This window comes from Streptomyces sp. RLA131, from assembly GCF_056270125.1.
The window spans coordinates 4486601-4506104 of record NZ_JBWDOQ010000002.1 but is presented as its reverse complement, the minus strand read 5'-3'; the positions used below and the strand labels follow the sequence as shown (position 1 = coordinate 4506104).

Sequence of the window (19504 nt, the reverse complement as noted above, 5' to 3'; positions counted from 1 at the left end):
TGACGGTAACCGGCTGCTCACGGCCGCTCCTCCAGCCGGAAGTACTCCCGGTACAGCCGCAGTTGGCTCTCCAGCATGGGAGCACCGTGGTGGACCGGCAGGCCGCGCGCCGCCGCCGCCCGCAGCAGCGCGGTCTCCCGCGGCTTCATGATGATGTCGGCGACCAGCGTGCCCGGCGCGAGCTCCGCCGGATCGAACGGCAGCGGGTCGGTGGCGCGCAGCCCCAGCGGCGTGGCGTTGACCACGATGCCGGCGCCGGCCGTCTCCGGCCGGACCCCGGGGACGGTACGCCCGGGCCAGCGGCTCTCCAGCCGGGCGGCGAGCGCCCGCGTACGGGCCGGGTCGAGGTCGCAGAGCAGCAGCTGCTCCACCCCCTCCGCCAGCAGCGCCGGAGCGATGGCGCAGCCCGCGCCGCCGGCCCCGACCAAGGCGACCCGGGCCCCGGCGGGCCGGTGCCCGGCGGCCTTGAGTCCGGCGACGAACCCGGCGCCGTCGAAGTTGTCGGCGTGCCAGCGGCCGTCGGCCTCGCGCCGCAGGGCGTTGGCGGAGCCGGAGACCTCCACGGCGGGGCTGAGCCGGTCCGCGAAACGGCGCACCGACGCCTTGTGCGGCACGGTCACCAGCAGCCCGTCCAGATTGCCGATCGCCTGCAGCCCGGTGACCACCTCGGCGAACCGGTCCGCCGGGGCGTGCACGGGCACCAGTACGGCGTCCCGGCCGAGGGCGTCGAGCAGCGGGTTGACCATCGCCGGGGCCTGGACCTGCGCCACCGGGTCACCGAGCACCGCGTAGAGCCGGGTCGTGCCGGTGATCCTCACAGCGCGGCCCCACCGGTCGCGCCGACCCACTGACCGGTGAGCCAGCGCCCCTCGTCGGAGGCGAGGAAGGCGACCACGTCCGCGATGTCGGCGGGCTGCCCGATCCGGTTGAAGACCGAGTACGACGCCAGATGGGCCCGTCCCTCGGGGGTCTGGCGCAGCGGCGCGTTCATGTCGGTCTCGACGAAGCCGGGGGCCACGGTGTTGACGGTGATGCCGCGCGGCCCGAGCTGCTTGGCGAGGGCGAGGGTGAGCACGTCCAGGGCGCCCTTGCTCATCGAGTAGGCGATCGCCTCGGGGAAGGCGGTACGGGTCACCGCCGAGGAGATGTTGACGATGCGGCCGCCGTCGCGCAGCCGCTTCAGCCCGTGCTGGATGATGAAGAAGGGTGCCTTGGCGTTGACCGTGAACAGCTCGTCGAAGTGTTCCGGCGTCACCTCGCTGATCTCGGCCACCGGCCCGATGGCCGCGTTGTTGACGAGGATGTCGAGGCCCGGCCCGCTGTCGCCCTGCTGCGTGTCCTGCTGCGTGTCCTGCTGCGTGTCCTGCTGCGCGAGTGCGACGTCGAACGCCGCGTACAGCGACTCGGCCGCGTCCGGCGCGGTGAGTTCCGCCCGGACCGGGAAGGCCCGTCCGCCCGCCTGCCGGATGGCGGCGACCGTGTCGAGCGCCGCCGCCTCACTGCTCCCGTAGTGGACCGCGACCAGCGCGCCCTCGCGCGCCAGCCGCTCCGCCACACCTCGCCCGATACCCCGGCCGGCCCCGGTGACCAGCGCCGTCCTGCCCATGAGCATGCCCATGTCCGCCCCTTGGTGTCGTGTCGTCCGTACCCTTGCCGATCACCTGTGCTGCCGTGCCCGTGCTGGTGTGCTGGTGTGCTGGTGTTGTCCTGAGCGGCGGCCGGTCAGGCCGCCGGGGTGCTGCTCAGCGCGGCGAAGACCCTCGCGCCGCGGGTCGACGAGGTGTCCAGCTGACCCAGGGTCGCCGGGGTGGCGATGGCCGGCAGGTACAGCGCGTACATCCGCGACACCCGCAGTTCCAGGTCGGCCATCTCCGCCATCGACTGCGACAGCAGCTGGATGCCGGTGAACGAACCGACCAGGGTCTCGGCCGTCGCGACGGGGTCGATGTACGGCAGCGCCTCGCCGCGCTCCTTGGCCTCGTCGAGCAGGGCCGAGGTCACGTTGACCCAGTCCGTCCAGGGGCTGCCGAAGAAGTCCCGCATGCCCTGGTCCGCCGCCAGCCGGGCCGAGGCCCGCAGCAGTGGTTCGCGCGGCAGCCGGTGTGCGAGCACCAGCCCCATGTCGACGAGTTCCTGGAGCTTGACCGGCTGCTCGGGCAGCGGATCGGTCACGGCGTGCTCCAGCACCCCGCGCGCCAGATCCTCCTTGGACGAGAAGTGGAAGTAGAGAGCGCCCTTCGTCACTCCGGCGCGATCAAGGATCTCGGTGATCGTCGCCGCCTCGTAACCGTGATCGGCGAAGACTCCCGCCGCGGCTTCCAGGACCGCACCTCGCGTGCGAATGGCCCGCACCTGGCGCCCCATACATACCTCCCAGACGTGATGTTCCAGAACCCCCCCTACAAGAAAACCGGATGACCCGTATCTAACCATCCGTTGATCCAATTGGGAAGTTGACCTCCACCCCCTACGAACCCCTAGCTACCCCCTTGTAAAACAAACCGATCAGTCCGTATCTTTCTCGCTGTGAGGAAGAGCCTCGCGAACTCGCGTCGTCGCTGCTTTCTGAGGGGACCCACATGCGATCCGTCACTCTGCCCAGCCGGCACCACCACTCCGCCGCTGTCATCCCGCAGCCCACGCACGACGCCCCGCCGGCCCGCTTCGCCCATCGCGCCCAGCAACGGGACGTACTGATAACCGGCTGGACCAGACGCGGCACCATGGACTTCTCGGTCCGGGTGGACTGGTCCGCCGGCCACCGCTTCTTCACGCCGACCCAGGGCAGCGCCCACCACCACATGCTCATCGCCCAGACCATCCGGCAGGTGGGCCTGACCCTCGCCCACGCCGCCTTCGACGTGCCGGTCTCGGACAAGTTCCTGATGAACGAGCTGACCTACACCACCGACCCGCACCACCGCACCACCGCCACCGACCCGGTGCAGGTCGACACCTCGTACACCTGGCAGGGCAGGCGCAGCCTGCGGGTGGAGACGGTGATGCGGCAGCGCGGCAGCGCCTTCGCCACCAGCGACTCGGTCTTCTCCTGGGTCTCGCCCCAGGTCTACGGCCGGCTGCGCGGCGACCACCTGACCGCCCACCCCGGCGAGCGCGGCGCCCCGGTGCCCCCGCCCGCCGTCGGCCGGATCGCCGAGAACGAGGTGGTGCTCGCCCCCGCCGACCGGCCGCGCCGCTGGAAGCTGCGCGGCGACACCGGTCACCCGGCGCTCATCGACCACCATGTCGACCACGCGCCCGGCCTGGTCCTGCTGGAGGCGGCGCACCAGGCCGCGTACTCCTTCGCCGGCGCGCCGCACTTCAATCCCACGGCGGTCACCATGTCGGCGAGCCGCTACGTGGAGTACGACAGCACCTGCTGGATCGAGGCCCATGCCACGGTCCCGCGCACCGAGGCCGCGACCGCGGTGGAGATCGTGGGTGTCCAGCGGGACAGCCTGACCTTCCGCTGCGTGGTCGAGGGCTTCCCCATCCGGGGCTGACCCGGCTCCGCGCGAGACCCCCTTCCGCTGCGGGCGGCGGCTCATGCCGCCCGCAGCGGAAGTTCGCGGTGACCGTTGGAGATGAAGGACGGCAACGGGCGCAGGCCCTCAGCCGTCGCGAGCGACAGCCCGGGGAAACGGCCGAACAGGGCGGACAGCGCGATGACCGCCTCCATCCTGGCCAGCGGGGCGCCGGGGCAGTGGTGCACGCCGTGGCCGAAGGACAGATGGCCGCGCCGGGTCGGCCGGGTGATGTCGAAGCGGTCCGCGTCCGGGCCGTGCACCTCGGGATCGCGACCCACACCGGCGGAGTTGACCACGATCGCCTCGCCGCGCGGCACCACGGCGCCGCCGAGGTCGAGGTCCTCGACCGCGTAACGCAGCATGTAACTGGCCGCCGCGGGCTGCCAGCGCAGCGTCTCCTCGACCACGTCGGCCCACTCGGCCCGCCCGCTGAGCACCAGGTCGAGCTGGTCGGGGTGGGTGAGCAGGGCGTGCACGGCGTGATCGATCAGATTCACCGTCGTCTCGTATCCGGCGGAGAGCAGATGGACCAGGGTGTCCAGCAGTTCCTGCTCCTCCAGCGGCGCGTCGGACTCCGCCGCCTCACGCTGGGCGGCGAGCAGACCGCTGGTCAGGTCGTCACCGGGGGTCTCCCGCTTGCCGGCCACGACCTCGGCGAGGATCGCGTAGAGCCGGCCGGCGGCGGCCCGCACCGCGGCGGTGTCCGCCGAGGTGTCGAAGAGCTCGTCGAAGACCGCGCACAACCCGGCCCGCGCGGCCACCGGAACCCCGAACAGCTCGCAGATCACCCGGGCCGGCAGCGGCCCGGCGTACTCGGCGCGCAGATCGAAGGGGCGTCCGGGCTCCCGGGCGGCCGTCTGGTCCAGCTGGTCCAGCAGCTCCGCGGCCGCCCGCTCGACCGCCGGGCGCAGGGCGGCCGTGCGGCGGGCGGTGAAGGCACCCGACACCAGCTTCCGCAGCCGGGAGTGCTCGGCGCCGTAAGCGGTGAACATGCTGCGGATCGAGACGAACATGGCCAGCGGCCAGTCCGTGGACACCTCGCCACTGTTCCAGGCCGGCCAGTGCCGCACCGGGTCCTTGGACACCCGGGGGTCGGCCATCACCTGCTTGGCCGCCGCCGCCCCGGCCACGGACCAGGCGCGCACCCCGCCGGGCAGCACGACCGGCACAGCCGGCCCCTGTCCGCGCAGCCGGGCCGCCTCACCCTGGATGTCACTGCCTGACGGGTCGATGACGTAGGGGCACTGCAGCGGTTCCATAACCGGCTCCCGTTTCTCGATGAGTAGTCACGCCAGCACAACTCTCGGTACGGGTAAGAGAATAACAAACCGCGTCGTCGGTTTGTCAATGGTCTGTCAGTGACCGCAAGTGGTTCGGATCGAACTACTCCACGCCTCTCGACCCCGCCAGCACCACCGCCGAGCTCCCCTGCGGCCGCAGCGAACCCAGCGCTGCGGGCGCCGCCAGCGCCCGCAGCGCGACCCGCCAGAACTCGGTGACGACCTCCTGGGAGAGCCAGTCGGACCGGCCGCGGCCGAGAAACTCGATACCCGCCGTCGACATCGACACGAACTTCACGCCCGACTCCGGCGGCAGCCCCTCGGTCAGCTGACCTTCGGCCTCCGCCCGGCGCAACAGCTCCCCCAGACAGTCGTGCCACTCGTCCCGCAGCCGCCGGCCACCCGCGTCGCCACCCTCCCCGCTGAGCCGGAACCCGGCTCTCACCACCGCGTCCGTGCGGAAGAGCACCGCGAAGGCATGGGTGAGGTCCACCAGGACCTGGAGCGGCGAGGCGACATAGGCACGCACCTCGCAGGCCGCCTCGTACAGCCCGTCCGCCGCGGCCTCGACCACGGCGGCGGCGATGGCCCCCTTGTTCTCGAAGTGGAAGTGCAGGGCACCGCTGCTCACCCCGGCACCCGCGGCGATCTCCGCCACCGTCGCATGGGCATACCCCCTCCGCTGGAACGCCTCTGAGGCTGATCGGACCAAGGCCGTACGCGTACGCACCGCACGCTCCTGTTGTTTCGTCATCCCTGTTTTCCTGGGGTGTAGACACTGCGTCAGGAACAATGAAACCAACCTTTCGGTTTTATTCACAGCCCCCATGCCTCACGGTTACCGACAGGTGGGCGGGCGGTTCCCCCCGCGGCCACCGCGGCACGGGCGCACGCCACGAGCACCGCACGGGCGCGGCAAGGGCGCGTCACGGGCACCGCGCGGGCGCGGCACGGGCAGGCCGCCGAAGATCATGGAGATGTCGCGTGTCCGGGGCACCACATCAGCTCTGATACGCTCATCGAGCGACATCGGAGATGGCACATCACGATCGGGAAGACACCGATCGGGCAGGCCGGAATCCCGTTGGGAGCATGCGGGACCGTGTGCGAGACTAGTGCTCGCAGCGCAAGCGCAGCAGAGCAGTGAAAGCAGTACAGCAAGGTCCTGTGGAGCAGTTTGGAGTGCTCGCCACCCTGTCAAGGTGGAGGCCGCGGGTTCAAATCCCGTCAGGACCGCTGCGGCTGGGTAGCTCAGTTGGTACGAGCGACCGCCTGAAAAGCGGTAGGTCGCCGGTTCGACCCCGGCCCCAGCCACCGCACGACTCAGGGCCCGTCTCCGGACGGGCCCTGAGTCGTTCCGCGACGCGAAACACATTGGCTCGATCACCGCGCAGGATGCGATCCTGGACGGCGGTATGTCTACGCACCCCCGCGGCGATGCCGCGCCCAGTCTCACCGACCTCGGTTCCCGGCTCGCCGAACTGACCCTGCGCGACGCGCAGCAGCTCGGCCGCCGCCTCGAAGGCGCCCGCCGCATCCGCAAGCCCGAGGCACGGGCCGCCGTGCTCGCCGAGCTGGGCGGTGAGATCGACCGCGCCGAGGCCCGGGTCGAGCGGCGGCGCGCCGCCATACCCGCGATCAGCTATCCGGAGCAGCTGCCGGTCAGTCAGAAGAAGGACGACATCCTCGCCGCGATCCGCGACCACCAGGTCGTGATCGTCGCCGGCGAGACCGGTTCCGGCAAGACCACCCAGATCCCCAAGATCTGCCTGGAGCTGGGGCGCGGCGTGCGGGGCCTGATCGGCCACACCCAGCCCCGCCGGATCGCGGCCCGTACGGTGGCCGAGCGCGTCGCCGAGGAGCTCAACACTCCGCTGGGCGAGGCCGTCGGCTGGAAGGTCCGCTTCACCGACCAGGTCGGCGACCGCACGCTGGTGAAGCTGATGACCGACGGCATCATGCTCGCCGAGATCCAGACCGACCGCGAGCTGCGCCAGTACGACACGATCATCATCGACGAGGCCCACGAGCGCAGCCTCAACATCGACTTCATCCTGGGCTATCTCGCCCAGCTGCTCCCCCGCCGCCCCGACCTCAAGGTCGTCATCACCTCGGCGACCATCGACCCGGAGCGCTTCTCCCGGCACTTCGGCGACGCGCCGATCGTCGAGGTCAGCGGGCGTACGTATCCGGTGGAGGTCCGCTACCGGCCGCTGCTGGCCGAGGACCCGGAGAACGACGAGGGCGACCGCGACCAGATCACCGCGATCTGCGACGCCGTCGACGAGCTCCAGTCGGCCGGCCCCGGCGACATCCTGGTCTTCCTCTCCGGCGAGCGCGAGATCCGCGACACGGCGGACGCCCTCAACAAGAAGCAGCTCCGCTTCACCGAGGTCCTTCCGCTCTACGCGAGGCTCTCCTCCGCCGAGCAGCACCGCGTGTTCCAGCGGCACACCGGCCGCCGTATCGTCCTGGCCACCAATGTCGCCGAGACCTCGCTGACCGTCCCCGGCATCCGGTACGTGATCGACCCCGGCACCGCCCGCATCTCCCGCTACAGCCACCGCACCAAGGTGCAGCGCCTCCCCATCGAGCCGGTCAGCCAGGCCAGCGCCAACCAGCGCAAGGGCCGTTGCGGGCGTACCTCGGACGGCATCTGCGTCCGGCTGTACAGCGAGGAGGACTTCGAGTCCCGCCCGGAGTTCACCGACCCCGAGATCCTCCGTACGAACCTGGCCTCCGTCATCCTCCAGATGACCGCCGCCGGGCTCGGTGACATCTCCCGCTTCCCCTTCCTCGACCCGCCGGACAGCCGCAACATCAAGGACGGCATCCAGCTCCTCGAAGAGCTCGGCGCGCTCGACCCCACCCAGAAGGACCCCAAGAAGCGGCTCACGGACACCGGGCGCAAGCTCTCCCAGCTGCCCGTCGACCCGCGCCTGGCCCGCATGGTGCTGGAGTCCGACCGCAACAGCTGCGTGCGCGAGGTGATGGTCATCGCCGCCGCGCTGTCCATCCAGGACCCGCGCGAGCGGCCCTCGGACAAGCAGCAGGCCGCCGACGAGAAGCACCGCCGCTTCGCCGACGAGACCAGCGACTTCCTCGCGCTGCTCAATCTCTGGAACTACGTACGCGAGCAGCAGAAGACGCTGTCCTCCTCCGCCTTCCGCCGCATGTGCCGTACCGAGTTCCTGAACTACCTGCGGATCCGCGAGTGGCAGGACATCTACAGCCAGCTCCGCACGGTCGCCAAGACCATGGGCATCCACATCGCCGAGAGCCATGACGCGGCTCCTCCACAGGCTGTGCACACGTCCCTGCTCGCCGGCCTGCTCTCCCACCTCGGTCTGAAGGACCCGGAGAAGAACAACGAGTTCATCGGCGCGCGCAACGCGAAGTTCGCGATCTTCCCGGGCTCGTCCCTGTTCAAGAAGCCGCCGCGCTGGATCATGTCGGCCGAGCTGGTGGAGACCTCCCGGCTGTGGGCCCGGGTCAACGCCAGAATCGAGCCCGAGTGGGTCGAGCCGCTGGCCCAGCACCTGGTGAAGCGCACCTACAGCGAGCCGCACTGGGAACAGAAGATGGCCGCCGTCATGGCCTATGAGCGGGTGACGCTCTACGGCGTCCCGCTCGTCGCGCAGCGCAAGGTCAACTACGGGCGGATCGACGCCGAGACCAGCCGTGAGCTGTTCGTCCGGCATGCCCTGGTCGAGGGCGACTGGCGGACCCACCACCAGTTCTTCCACGACAACCGCAAGCTGCTCGCCGAGGTGGAGGACCTGGAGCACCGGGCCCGGCGCCGCGACATCCTGGTCGACGACGAGACGCTCTTCGACTTCTACGACCGGCTGATCCCCGAACACGTCGTGTCGGGGGCGCACTTCGACTCCTGGTGGAAGCACCGGCGCCGTGAGGAGCCGGAGCTGCTCAACTTCGAGCACTCCATGCTGATCAACGAGAGCGCCGAGGCCGTCACCAAGGACGACTACCCGGACTCGTGGCGGCAGGGCCGGCTCAAGTTCCGGGTGACGTACCAGTTCGAGCCCGGTTCGGACGCGGACGGCGTCACCGTCCACATCCCGCTCCAGGTGCTCAACCAGGTCTCGGCCGAGGGCTTCGACTGGCAGATCCCGGGCCTGCGGGCCGAGGTGGTGACGGAGCTGATCCGTTCCCTGCCCAAGCCGGTCCGGCGGCACTACGTACCCGCGCCGAACTACGCCAGGGCCTTCCTGGACCGTGTGGTGCCCGTGCAGAGCCCGCTGCCGGACACGCTGGCGCGTGAACTGCAACGGATGGTGGGCGTCCCGGTGACGGCCGAGGACTTCGACCTCGGCCGGGTCCCGGACCATCTGAAGATCACCTTCCGGGTCATCGACGAGCGCAAGCACAAGCTCGCCGAGGACAAGGACCTGGACGCGCTGCGCCTGCGCCTGCGGCCCAGGACCCAGGCCGTCATCTCCGAGGCCTTCGAACAGGCCACGGACTCCCCTGTGGAGCAGCGCACGGGCCTGAAGCAGTGGACGGTCGGCACCCTCGCCCGCACCTTCGAGACCCGGCGGGCCGGCCAGCCGGTCAAGGCCTACCCGGCGCTGGTCGACGAGGGCGAGTCGGTCGCCGTACGGCTCTTCGACACCGAGGCGGAGCAGGCCGAGGCCATGTGGCGCGGCACCCGGCGGCTGATCCTGCTCAACGTGCCGACCAACCCGGCCAAGTTCGCCACCGACCGGCTCAGCAACCAGGACAAGCTCGCCCTGTCCCGCAACCCGCACGGCTCGGTGGCCGCGCTCTTCGACGACTGCGTCACCGCCGCCGCCGACAAGCTCATCGCCGACCACGGCGGCCCGGCCTGGGACGAGGAGTCCTTCCGCAAGCTCTACGACTCCGTCCGCGCCGAACTCGTCGAGCTCACCATCCAGACCATCGCCCGCGTACGGCAGGTCCTCGCCGCCTGGCAGGCCTGCGAACGCCGTCTGAAGGCCACCACGAGCCTCACCCTGGTCGCCAACCTCGGCGACGCCAAGGAGCAGCTGACGGGCCTCGTCCACCCCGGCTTCGTCGCCGCCACCGGCCTGCGGCGCCTCCCGGACCTGCTGCGGTACCTCGTCGGCCTCGACCGCCGTCTCCAGCAGATGCCGACCAACGCCCAGCGCGACACCACCCGGATGGAGAAGGTCCGCGAGATCCAGGCCGAGTACGCCGATCTGCTGGCCGCCCAGCCGGCCGGGCGGCCGGTCCCGCCCGCCGTCCGCGACATCCGGTGGATGATCGAGGAACTGCGCGTCAGCTACTTCGCCCACGCCCTCGGCACCGCGCACCCCGTCTCCGACAAGCGCATCTTCAAAGCACTCGACGAGGCTTGGGGCTGACCGGGCCGACCGGGCCGACCGTGGCCGACTGGGGCCGACCGCCGCCCCGCCCGGAGGGGCGGCGGCAACGGGTTCGCGTCCACCCCCTGACCTGCTGTACAGTCTCTCTCGCAGCCAAGAGAAAGTCCGGCCGCAAAACCTGGTCCTGTGGAGCAGTTTGGAGTGCTCGCCACCCTGTCAAGGTGGAGGCCGCGGGTTCAAATCCCGTCAGGACCGCAGTGAAGAAGTAGCAGCACACGCGAAGAGGCCCGGATCCCCTGGATCCGGGCCTCTTCGCGTGGTACGCCTGGCGGATGGACCCGCAGACGGCGCCGCGGACGGACCCGCGGCAGGAACAGCGGCAGGACTCACGGCGCGAGGCGAGGGCGCTGCTGCGCGCGCACCTGGCGGCGCTGACCGCCCGGAGGGCGCCGCATCCGCGGCGGCACTGCGCGGTGTGCCACCGGATACTGCGACTGACCCTGCTGGCACCGGAAGTTGCACTACCGTATGAGCCTCAGCAGGGACAAGAGCCCCATGTGTGACGGGTGTCACGCGATAAGTTCCGGCGGCAGGGGAAGACGGGGCCTCCTGGGGGACCGTCAATTTAATATGTGCAATTGCACACTGATGGTGAGAACACAGGAAACCCACAGGAAGTGGTCCCGGGCACAAAAAAAGATCGCACCGGACCCGGCGGAGTCCGGTGCGATCAACGCATCCGTTGGGCTTCCCTGATGGGGGCAGGGAACCCGGTGGAGCGGGCGGTCCTACGGGGTGGGGGCCCCGGCGGAACGCCCGTTACTGCAGGTCAGGCCTCGCTGCGCTGCTGCGGAATGCCCGCCAGAAGTGCGCGGACCTCCGCTTCGCGGTAACGGCGGTGGCCGCCGAGCGTGCGGATGGACGTGAGCTTGCCAGCCTTGGCCCAGCGCGTGACCGTCTTCGGGTCCACGCGGAACATCGTGGCAACCTCAGCGGGGGTCAGCAGCGGCTCGGCATCAGGGGTGCGAGCGGTCATGAGCGGCCTCCTCGAGAGAACCGAACCAACACGGTTCTTTCCTCTAAATTCTGCACCTTGACCCGCGTTGCCCGAAATGGCGGACACGGGTCGAGTCGGTAATAGGACGAACGGCTTGTCCTCGGCACTACAACTACACCATCTGTCCAGCCGTGTCGGCCAAACCGACGGATTTGCGCTCTCAGGTGGCGAACCTCGGTAGACCCCCAAGGACCATGTCATAACGGACAGTCACTCCAGAGTGACGATCAGTCACAGCGATCCCAGGGGTCACATTCGCACCCTCAAGACAAACCACAAGACCGGGACAAGCCGTACATACAAGGACACAGGGGGCCTTCTGGACCCCTTGCCCCATATTGTCACGAGAGGTGGGTGTTCCGGCAAGACTGTTAAACGTGCTCTTCGTCACCCTTGGGCCAAAGATATCCGACTCAGGACCTTGGTCCTGACCATTCGACGGTCCGTCAACTCGCGTACTGGAGTTCGCGAACCCCTCGCCAGCGGTCCGTGAGCCTCTCGTACGCCTCGCCGGCCGCGCCCTGGTCGTCCTCCCGCAACGCGGTCAGCGCCTCCGCCACATCGGCGGCGGAACGGTCCTCCGCGAGCACCGGCTCCGGGATGGCGTGCACCAGTCCGCCGTAGTCGAGTTCGACCAGCGAGCGCGGGTGGAACTCCTCCAGCCAGCGCCCGACATCGACCAGGCCGTCGATCAGGGGGCCCTCTTCGAGTGAATCCTTCAGCACCCGCAGCCCCCGGGCGGTCCGCCGCCGGGCCTGGACCATGGGGGTCCGGTAGCGCAGCACCGGCTGCTTGGACTCCCCGTCCCCGGCGGGCTCGTACACCCGCTCGGAGTCGTCGAACAGGGCGAACCAGCGCACCGGCACATGCCAGGTCGCCGAGCGGATCCAGGGACGCGCGTCGGGGTTCCGGGAGCGCCAGCTCTCGTGGTCCGCCTCGGCCTGCAACCGGACGACGGGCGGCAGCAGCGCGTCCAGCACGGAGACCGGGAACTGCTCGGTCAGCTCCTCCAGGGCCAGCCAGCCGCGCAGCCGGGTCCGCCAGGGGCAGACATGCGTCACGCCGTCCACGACCGCGACGAAGGCGTCCCGGCTCTCGTGGACCGGCACGGCGACCGGCGGCACCGGCAGCAGATCGGCCAGCGACTGGCGCAGCTCGTCCTGTGCGGTCCGCTCGGTGCCCGAGGTGGCATACCGGTACCAGTGGGTGCGCTCGGGCTCCGGGAAGGCCGCCAGCGGCTCGTACACCCGCAGATACGCGGCGTACGGGACCAGCACCGTCGACACGCCCACACCCGCTCCCTCAAAACGGCACGCTCTGCCCTGTCCTCGCATCGTCCCACGACGCTTCCCCCGCCGGGAGTGATCCACGACACTGGGAGCATGTCCGTGAGCAGGTGGCTCTACTCTTCTGCCAACCGGCCCTCCCCACCCGCACGGAGGGCGACCTATGGACTTCGGGAGTCACCACAGTGACCGACGTACGTCAGACCGACGGCGTGATCGCACGCCTGTTCCGATCGGAGCAGGGCGGCCACGAACAGGTCGTGCTCTGCCAGGACCGTGACAGCGGCCTCAAGGCCGTCATCGCGCTCCACTCCACCGCCCTGGGCCCCGGCCTCGGCGGTACCCGCTTCTTCCCGTACGCGAGCGACGAGGCAGCCGTCGAGGACGCGCTGAACCTCTCCCGCGGCATGTCGTACAAGAACGCCCTCGCCGGGCTCGACCACGGCGGCGGCAAGGCCGTCATCATCGGCGACCCGGACACGGACAAGTCCGAGGAACTGCTGCTCGCCTACGGCCGCTTCGTGGCCTCGCTGGGCGGCCGCTACGTCACCGCCTGCGATGTCGGCACCTACGTCGCCGACATGGACGTCGTCGCCCGTACGAACCGCTGGACCACCGGCCGCTCCCCCGACAACGGCGGCGCCGGCGACTCCTCCGTGCTGACCGCCTGGGGCGTCTTCCAGGGCATGCGGGCCGCCGCCCAGGTGAAATGGGGCGACCCCACGCTGCGCGGCCGCCGGGTCGGCATCGCCGGCGTCGGCAAGGTCGGCCACCACCTCGTCGAGCACCTGCTGAAGGACGGCGCCGAGGTCGTCGTGACCGACGTCCGGGCCGAGGCCGTGGAGCGGATCCGCTCCCGCCATCCGCGGGTCGGCGCCGTCGTCGACTCCGACGTGCTGATCCGCACCCCGCTCGACGTGTACGCGCCCTGCGCCCTGGGCGGCGCCCTCGACGACACCACCGTCCCCGCCCTGACCGCCACCGTCGTCTGCGGGGCCGCCAACAACCAGCTGGCGCACCCCGGCGTCGAGAAGGACCTCGCCGAACGCGGGGTGCTCTACGCGCCCGACTACGTCGTCAACGCCGGCGGTGTGATCCAGGTCGCCGACGAACTCCACGGCTTCGACTTCGAACGCGCCAAGGCCAAGGCCACCAAGATCTTCGACACCACCCTCGCCATCTTCGAGCGGGCCGCCGCCGACGGCATTCCCCCGGCCGCGGCCGCCGACCGGCTCGCCGAACAGCGGATCGCCGACCGCACGCCCGCGGAGCGCTGGCTGCGCCCGACGGCGGGATAGGCCGGGCGCCGCAAGGGCTCTGCCCGGCGCGGGGCCCGGTCACGACAGGGCAGGGGGCGGCCGGGGAGCGGCCGGCCGAGGCGGCGCCGGGGGCGGAAAAAAAAGAGGAATCAGCCCGTTACCACGCCCCGGGGCCAAGACCGCGACAGAAGAAGGTAAAATCACGACTGACCAGCAAGGAAGGGGCCCGAAGGGCACCCGCTCCGACGCGCGTCGTGCGGGCGACGTACCGTGCGGCGTCGGAAGCAGGTACCGTTGAAGGCCTACGGACCGGACTCTCCCCCGAGAGTTCGTTCCCTATCGTGAACGCGTGTCAAGACTCGGGGCCGTCGAGCCCCGCCGTTAAGGGGGTCGAGCCATGGGGCGCGGCCGGGCCAAGGCCAAGCAGACAAAGGTCGCCCGCCAGCTGAAGTACAACAGCGGCGGAACCGACTTGTCACGTCTGGCCAACGAGCTGGGCGCATCGTCGACACAGCCGGTGAACGTCAATCCGGAGCCTGTCGAGGACGACGATGAGCATGACGACGACCCGTACGCTCAGTACGCGGCGCTCTACAACGACGACGAGGACGAAGAGGACGATGAGTCCGAGCCGTCCGCGCAACGCCGTCGCGCTTGACGCAACAGCATTTCCACTGACCCGGTCCGGGCTCCGCCCCGGACCGGGTTTCGTGCTGCCTTTTCCGCCCTTGCTGATTTAGCCGCCCGCACCGCTGGGCGATGTCGCGGGCCCTGGCGTGCGGCCCGGTCGCCGCGCGGCCTCAGCTCGCGTAGTCACCGCTCAGCAGCGCGCCGTCCGCGTAGTCGCCGCGCTCGGTGATCCCGCCCGCCACCCACGCGTCGACGCCCCGGTCCGCCAGGACCGTCAGCGCCACGTCCACCGATTCCTGGGGGACGACGGCGATCATGCCGACGCCCATGTTCAGGGTCTTCTCCAGCTCCAGCCGGTCGACCCCGCCCAGTTCGCCCACGGTGGAGAAGACCGCGCCCGGCGTCCAGGTCGAGCGGTCCACGTCGGCGTGCAGGTGGTCCGGGATCACCCGGGCCAGGTTGGCGGCCAGCCCGCCGCCGGTGACGTGCGAGAAGGCGTGGACCTGCGTCGTCCGGGTGAGGGCGAGGCAGTCCAGGGAGTAGATGCGGGTGGGCTCCAGCAGCTCCTCGCCGAGGGTGCGGCCGAACTCGGGGACATCGCGGTCCAGGGCCCAGCCGGCCCGGTCGAAGAGCACATGACGGACCAGCGAGTACCCGTTGGAGTGAAGTCCGGAGGACGCCATGGCGATCACCACGTCACCCTTACGGATACGATCCGCGCCGAGCACCGCGTCGGCCTCCACCACGCCCGTACCGGCTCCGGCCACGTCGAACTCGTCGGCGCCCAGCAGCCCGGGGTGCTCGGCCGTCTCGCCGCCCACCAGGGCGCAGCCGGCCAGCACGCAGCCCTCCGCGATGCCCTTGACGATGGCGGCGACCCGCTCGGGGTGGACCTTGCCGACGCAGATGTAGTCGGTCATGAAGAGCGGTTCGGCGCCGCAGACCACGAGGTCGTCGACGACCATGCCGACCAGGTCGTGGCCGATGGTGTCGTACACGCCCATCTTCCGGGCGATGTCGACCTTGGTACCGACCCCGTCCGTGGCGGAGGCCAGCAGCGGCCGCTCGTAGCGCTTGAGCGCGGAGGCGTCGAACAGGCCGGCGAAGCCGCCGAGCCCGCCGACGACCTCGGGGCGGGTGGCCTTGCGCACCCACTCCTTCATCAGCTCGACGGCACGGTCGCCCGCTTCGATGTCCACGCCGGCTGCGGCGTAGCTGGCACCAGGGGTCTCGGACATGGGGTGCTGGTCCTCAGGTTGCTTCAGGTGTGTTTACGGGCGGCGCAGGGCGTCAGCGGCGTCGGGGCCGCCGGCCAGCTCGGTCTCCAGGAGGTGCTTGCCCAGCAGCTCCGGGTCCGGCAGGTCCATCGGGTACTCGCCGTCGAAGCAGGCACGGCACAGATCCGGCTTGGCGATCGTGGTCGCCTCGACCATCGCGTCGAGGGAGATGTACGCCAGTGAGTCGGCGCCCAGCGACTTGCCGATCTCGTCGACCGTGAGGCCGTTGGCGATCAGCTCGGCGCGGGTCGCGAAGTCTATGCCGAAGAAGCAGGGCCACTTGATCGGCGGGGACGAGATCCGGATGTGGACCTCCGCCGCCCCGGCCTCGCGCAGCATCCGGACCAGCGCGCGCTGGGTGTTGCCACGGACGATCGAGTCGTCCACGACCACCAGGCGCTTGCCCCGGATGACCTCCTTGAGCGGGTTCAGCTTGAGCCGGATCCCGAGCTGCCGGATGGTCTGGCTCGGCTGGATGAAGGTCCGGCCGACGTAGCTGTTCTTGACCAGGCCGGATCCGTACGGGATCCCGCTGGCCTCGGCGTAGCCGACGGCGGCCGGCGTGCCGGACTCCGGTGTCGGTATCACCAGGTCGGCGTCGACCGGGGCTTCCTTGGCGAGCCGGCGTCCCATCTCCACCCGGGAGAGGTAGACGTTGCGGCCCGCGATGTCGGTGTCGGGGCGGGCGAGGTAGACGTACTCGAAGACACAGCCCTTGGGGCGGGCCTCGGCGAACCGTGACGCGCGCAGGCCGTTCTCGTCGATCGCGACCAACTCGCCGGGCTCGATCTCCCGGATGAAGCTGGCGCCGACGATGTCCAGGGCGGCCGACTCCGAGGCCACCACCCAGCCGCGCTCCAGCCGGCCGAGGACCAGCGGGCGGATGCCCTGCGGGTCGCGGGCGGCATAGAGGGTGTGCTCGTCCATGAACACCAGGCTGAAGGCACCCATGACCTTGGGCAGCACGCTGGCTGCCGCCTGCTCGACGGTCAGCGGCTTGCCGTCCTCGTCCACCTGCCCCGCGAGCAGGGCGGTGACCAGGTCGGTGTCGTTGGTCGCCGCGACCCTGGTGGCCCGGCCGTTGCCCTGCGGGAGGGCCGCGACCATCTCGGCGAGTTCGGCGGTGTTGACCAGGTTGCCGTTGTGGCCGAGCGCGATGGAGCCGTTGGCGGTGGCGCGGAAGGTGGGCTGGGCGTTCTCCCAGACCGACGCGCCGGTCGTCGAGTAGCGGGCGTGGCCCACGGCGATATGGCCCTGGAGCGAGCCGAGGGAAGTCTCGTCGAAGACCTGGGACACCAGGCCCATGTCCTTGAAAACGAGGATCTGTGAGCCGTTGCTCACCGCGATGCCCGCGGACTCCTGTCCACGGTGCTGCAGCGCATACAGCCCGAAATAGGTGAGTTTGGCGACCTCTTCGCCGGGGGCCCAGACACCGAAGACGCCGCAAGCGTCCTGGGGGCCCTTCTCGCCGGGGAGCAGGTCATGGTTCAGTCGTCCGTCACCACGTGGCACGTGACCGAGTCTAGGGCAGGTTCCGGCTTCGTCCGAACGAGGGACGCCCGGATTCCCCCGGTCTATGCGCGTAACCCCATGCGGGACCTGGCCGTGTGACGTTCACTGCGCGGGCCCCGCGGCGTGACGGCCTGCGGCCGGTCGGCGGTCGGTCGGCGGGCACCCGGCGGGCACCCGGCGGTCAGCCCAGCACCGGCAGATGGGAGCCCAGGGCGGCACGCTCGCCGCTCGCGGTGACCGTGGCGGCCTCCAGGGCCACGGCCCAGCTCGTACGGCCGGTGGCGAGGCGGAGCCAGGTCAGCGGATCGGTCTCCACGACGTTGGGCGGGGTGCCCCGGGTGTGCCGGGGGCCGGCCACGCACTGCACGGCGGCGTAGGGCGGCACCCGGAGCTCGACCGAGTTGCCGGGCGCCTGGTCGGCGAGGGCGTCGGCGAGCAGGCGTACGACGGCGGCCACCGCCTGCTTGTCGAGGGGGACGGCGGTGCCGGTGGCGGCGGCCAGGTCGTCACTGTGGACGACGAGTTCGACGAGCCGGGTGACCAGGAAGTCCGTGAACCTCATGGTGCCCGGCGTGATCCGGATCAGCCGGTCCGGCTCCCCGCCGGTCCGGTCCAGGGCGGCGGTGAGCCGCTCGGCGGCCTCCTCCAGCCGGGCGGCGGCCCGCCCGGTCGCGGCGGCCGCCTCCCGGGTGTCCTGGTCCAGCCGGTCGGCGATACCGGCCGTCGCCCGGGCCCAGGCCGACAGGCCGAGCCCGGCCCTGACCCCGGCGGGCGCCGGTTCGGCGAGCACCCGGGGCACGGCCTCGATCTGCCGGGCGATGTGCACCAGCAGATGGTGCACATCCCAGTTCGGCAGCCCGGACGGCCCGGCGAGAGCGTCCGCGTCCAACCCCCGGGCCGCGTCCAGCACATGCCCGACCTGCGCGACCAGAGCGGCACGGGTCCTGGCTGGGTCGTACTTACGCGGCGGCATGGGGCCGAGCGTACGCGGCCCCGCGGGGCCGGTACCGGGGCAGGTCAGGCGGTGGCGCGCTCGAAGGTCAGCAGCAGACCCTCGACGGCGCCGGGGCCGATCCGGCCCTTGACGTCGGCGGCGGTGATGGCCTTGAGCTGCCAGCCGTCCTCGGCCTGCTTGTTGAGGACCTTCTCCAGCTTGTCGCTGTCGAGGGCGTCGCCGATCAGCGATTCGCGGAAGTTGACGACCTTGTACTCGTAGCTCATGGTCCGTGGGCCTTTCAGGTCTGAACGGGATGGCAGGACCCGGCGGGCCCGTCCGGACCTTAGCCAATCACCGCGGCGCGCGGTCGCGCAGCCCGTTCTCCACGGGACCGAAGGCCCGCCGGGCCCGTTCCACGGCCGCGGCGGCCGGGGGTGATACCGCCGGCGCCCGCCCGGCGAACCGGCTCACGGTCTCATCCGGCCGGCCGGACAGGACCGGCCGCACGGTCGACCAGCGGGCCGTCCTCCAGGTCGGCGCGGAGCAGCAGCAACTCCCCGCGCTCACAGGGCGCGCCGAAGAGCACCACCCGGCGCAGTCTGGTGCCCTCGGCGGGCGGTGCGGCGCGTTCGTCCTCGCTCTCCGGCTCCGGCGACACCGGGCACGAGAACAGCGGCCGACGGCCCGCCGTGTCGTCCGCCGCGTAGACCCACAGCCGGCCGTCCTCGTCCTCCCGGGCCAGCGCCGTGAGCACCGGCACCGGACGCCTGCGCAGCCCGGCCGCGCGGTACCGGGCCAGGGCGCCCTCCACGACGACCGTCAGCGCCACCAGGCCCAGCGGCGGGAACCAGATCGCCGGCACCGCCAGCGGCACGCCGGCCCCGATCCGTACCGCCCCCCTGCGCAGCGGGGGCACCGGGCGCGGAAGGGCGAGGCGGGTGCCCTGCGCGGCGTTCGCGGCGAGCAGCCGCTGACGGCGCCGGGCCCTCAGCCGGTGCCGGGCCACGGCCCAGCCGAACGCCAGGGCGGCCACCAACGCCACGTACGCCGTCGGGGGCTCCGTCCAGATCAGCCAGACCGCGGTCGACGGGGCCGCTACCAGGGTGAGTTCGGGCAGCCGGAACAGCCAGTAGAGCTGCGCCGCGACCAGGGCCGCGTGCCCGGCGCCCCACTCCCGGGGCTCCACGGCCACCGCCACGGCCGCCGCGCCCAGCAACGCCGCCACCGCCCACCCGGGCCACGCCCACGCCCCGGGCCGGCACGCCGCCCACCGCATGGCGTCGCGCGTCCACCACGCCGGCAGCTCTGTTCCCTCGCCATCGCTCACGCCTGGGCCGCCCCTCTTCCCCGCGCCATCAGCCATGCCATCGCCCATGCCATCACCCACGCCTGGAGTATGAGGCCCCCTCCTG

Annotated in this window: 17 protein-coding genes and 3 tRNA genes; 8 read left to right on the top strand and 12 right to left on the bottom strand. The window is 71.0% G+C overall.

Annotation, left to right across the window (positions count from 1 at the left end):
• Positions 1–17: 17 nt before the first annotated feature.
• The 3 genes from RWE79_RS21475 to RWE79_RS21465 all read right to left on the bottom strand — a co-directional run bounded on the left by RWE79_RS21475 (position 18) and on the right by RWE79_RS21465 (position 2364).
• A complete protein-coding gene (locus RWE79_RS21475; RefSeq protein WP_475941688.1) occupies positions 18–818 on the bottom strand; it encodes a shikimate dehydrogenase family protein in 801 nt (266 codons plus the stop codon).
• On the bottom strand, positions 815–1618 hold the full coding sequence (locus RWE79_RS21470) for an SDR family oxidoreductase (RefSeq protein ID WP_475941687.1): 804 nt from the start codon (positions 1616–1618) through the stop codon (positions 815–817). The genes RWE79_RS21475 and RWE79_RS21470 overlap by 4 nt, the downstream gene beginning before the upstream one ends.
• Positions 1619–1722: 104 nt before the next feature.
• Positions 1723–2364: a ScbR family autoregulator-binding transcription factor gene (locus RWE79_RS21465; protein WP_475941686.1), complete on the bottom strand. Its 642-nt coding sequence runs from the start codon at positions 2362–2364 to the stop codon at positions 1723–1725.
• A gap of 215 nt (positions 2365–2579) precedes the next feature.
• Between RWE79_RS21465 and RWE79_RS21460 the strand changes: the two genes are divergently transcribed.
• Positions 2580–3503 (top strand): ScbA/BarX family gamma-butyrolactone biosynthesis protein, encoded by a 924-nt coding sequence (locus tag RWE79_RS21460; protein WP_475941685.1) that lies wholly within the window; start codon positions 2580–2582, stop codon positions 3501–3503.
• A 41-nt stretch (positions 3504–3544) separates the two neighbouring features.
• On the opposite strand, the gene RWE79_RS21455 is transcribed toward RWE79_RS21460, so the two are convergent.
• Positions 3545–4786, bottom strand: a complete 1242-nt coding sequence (locus RWE79_RS21455; protein WP_475941684.1) for a cytochrome P450 family protein — start codon at positions 4784–4786, stop codon at positions 3545–3547.
• Between the two features lie 124 nt (positions 4787–4910).
• Complete coding sequence (locus RWE79_RS21450) at positions 4911–5561, bottom strand: ScbR family autoregulator-binding transcription factor (RefSeq protein ID WP_475941683.1); 651 nt, start codon at positions 5559–5561, stop codon at positions 4911–4913.
• A gap of 407 nt (positions 5562–5968) precedes the next feature.
• Here RWE79_RS21450 and RWE79_RS21445 point away from each other — a divergent pair.
• The 5 genes from RWE79_RS21445 to RWE79_RS21425 all read left to right on the top strand — a co-directional run bounded on the left by RWE79_RS21445 (position 5969) and on the right by RWE79_RS21425 (position 10697).
• Positions 5969–6043: transfer RNA gene (locus RWE79_RS21445), tRNA-Asp, on the top strand.
• A 4-nt stretch (positions 6044–6047) separates the two neighbouring features.
• Positions 6048–6121: transfer RNA gene (locus RWE79_RS21440), tRNA-Phe, on the top strand.
• A 101-nt stretch (positions 6122–6222) separates the two neighbouring features.
• Complete coding sequence (gene hrpA, locus RWE79_RS21435) at positions 6223–10173, top strand: ATP-dependent RNA helicase HrpA (protein ID WP_475941682.1); 3951 nt, start codon at positions 6223–6225, stop codon at positions 10171–10173.
• 141 nt (positions 10174–10314) lie between these two features.
• Positions 10315–10389 (top strand) — tRNA-Asp (locus RWE79_RS21430).
• A 77-nt stretch (positions 10390–10466) separates the two neighbouring features.
• Entirely contained in the window at positions 10467–10697 is a 231-nt protein-coding gene (locus RWE79_RS21425; RefSeq protein WP_475941681.1) for a DUF6274 family protein, read from the top strand.
• Between the two features lie 266 nt (positions 10698–10963).
• On the opposite strand, the gene bldC is transcribed toward RWE79_RS21425, so the two are convergent.
• Positions 10964–11170 (bottom strand): developmental transcriptional regulator BldC, encoded by a 207-nt coding sequence (gene bldC, locus RWE79_RS21420; protein WP_003949541.1) that lies wholly within the window; start codon positions 11168–11170, stop codon positions 10964–10966.
• Between the two features lie 467 nt (positions 11171–11637).
• The gene (locus RWE79_RS21415; protein WP_475941680.1) at positions 11638–12483 is read right to left on the bottom strand and encodes a DUF8083 family protein; all 846 of its coding nucleotides are present in this window, start codon (positions 12481–12483) and stop codon (positions 11638–11640) included.
• Between the two features lie 179 nt (positions 12484–12662).
• Between RWE79_RS21415 and RWE79_RS21410 the strand changes: the two genes are divergently transcribed.
• Together RWE79_RS21410 and RWE79_RS21405 are read left to right on the top strand one after the other, a co-directional pair.
• Positions 12663–13775 carry a Leu/Phe/Val dehydrogenase gene (locus tag RWE79_RS21410; RefSeq protein WP_475941679.1) on the top strand — a complete coding sequence of 371 codons (1113 nt, stop codon included), beginning with the start codon at positions 12663–12665 and terminating at the stop codon, positions 13773–13775.
• A gap of 358 nt (positions 13776–14133) precedes the next feature.
• Positions 14134–14394: a DUF3073 domain-containing protein gene (locus RWE79_RS21405; protein ID WP_475941678.1), complete on the top strand. Its 261-nt coding sequence runs from the start codon at positions 14134–14136 to the stop codon at positions 14392–14394.
• 142 nt (positions 14395–14536) lie between these two features.
• Here the strand turns inward: RWE79_RS21405 and purM are convergent, their stop codons facing one another.
• The 5 genes from purM to RWE79_RS21380 all read right to left on the bottom strand — a co-directional run bounded on the left by purM (position 14537) and on the right by RWE79_RS21380 (position 19419).
• Positions 14537–15604 (bottom strand): phosphoribosylformylglycinamidine cyclo-ligase, encoded by a 1068-nt coding sequence (purM, locus tag RWE79_RS21400; protein ID WP_475941677.1) that lies wholly within the window; start codon positions 15602–15604, stop codon positions 14537–14539.
• A gap of 33 nt (positions 15605–15637) precedes the next feature.
• Positions 15638–17155, bottom strand: a complete 1518-nt coding sequence (gene purF, locus RWE79_RS21395) for an amidophosphoribosyltransferase (RefSeq protein WP_475941676.1) — start codon at positions 17153–17155, stop codon at positions 15638–15640.
• Between the two features lie 181 nt (positions 17156–17336).
• Positions 17337–18128 (bottom strand): sterol carrier family protein, encoded by a 792-nt coding sequence (locus tag RWE79_RS21390; protein ID WP_475941675.1) that lies wholly within the window; start codon positions 18126–18128, stop codon positions 17337–17339.
• A 44-nt stretch (positions 18129–18172) separates the two neighbouring features.
• Positions 18173–18376, bottom strand: coding sequence for a DUF4177 domain-containing protein (locus tag RWE79_RS21385; protein WP_475941674.1), 204 nt, complete (start codon positions 18374–18376; stop codon positions 18173–18175).
• Between the two features lie 191 nt (positions 18377–18567).
• Positions 18568–19419, bottom strand: a complete 852-nt coding sequence (locus RWE79_RS21380; RefSeq protein WP_475941673.1) for a hypothetical protein — start codon at positions 19417–19419, stop codon at positions 18568–18570.
• Between the last annotated feature and the right edge of the window lie 85 nt (positions 19420–19504).

Bases quoted from the DNA above. Each gene is read 5' to 3' on its own strand.
- RWE79_RS21470 (WP_475941687.1), bottom strand. From the start codon at position 1,618: ATGGGCATGCTCATGGGCAGGACGGCGCTGGTCACCGGGGCCGGCCGG.
- purM (WP_475941677.1), bottom strand. From the start codon at position 15,604: ATGTCCGAGACCCCTGGTGCCAGCTACGCCGCAGCCGGCGTGGACATC.
- RWE79_RS21465 (WP_475941686.1), bottom strand. From the start codon at position 2,364: ATGGGGCGCCAGGTGCGGGCCATTCGCACGCGAGGTGCGGTCCTGGAA.
- RWE79_RS21385 (WP_475941674.1), bottom strand. From the start codon at position 18,376: ATGAGCTACGAGTACAAGGTCGTCAACTTCCGCGAATCGCTGATCGGC.
- RWE79_RS21425 (WP_475941681.1), top strand. From the start codon at position 10,467: ATGGACCCGCAGACGGCGCCGCGGACGGACCCGCGGCAGGAACAGCGG.
- hrpA (WP_475941682.1), top strand. From the start codon at position 6,223: ATGTCTACGCACCCCCGCGGCGATGCCGCGCCCAGTCTCACCGACCTC.
- bldC (WP_003949541.1), bottom strand. From the start codon at position 11,170: ATGACCGCTCGCACCCCTGATGCCGAGCCGCTGCTGACCCCCGCTGAG.
- RWE79_RS21460 (WP_475941685.1), top strand. From the start codon at position 2,580: ATGCGATCCGTCACTCTGCCCAGCCGGCACCACCACTCCGCCGCTGTC.
- RWE79_RS21455 (WP_475941684.1), bottom strand. From the start codon at position 4,786: ATGGAACCGCTGCAGTGCCCCTACGTCATCGACCCGTCAGGCAGTGAC.
- RWE79_RS21405 (WP_475941678.1), top strand. From the start codon at position 14,134: ATGGGGCGCGGCCGGGCCAAGGCCAAGCAGACAAAGGTCGCCCGCCAG.
- RWE79_RS21390 (WP_475941675.1), bottom strand. From the start codon at position 18,128: ATGCCGCCGCGTAAGTACGACCCAGCCAGGACCCGTGCCGCTCTGGTC.
- RWE79_RS21450 (WP_475941683.1), bottom strand. From the start codon at position 5,561: ATGACGAAACAACAGGAGCGTGCGGTGCGTACGCGTACGGCCTTGGTC.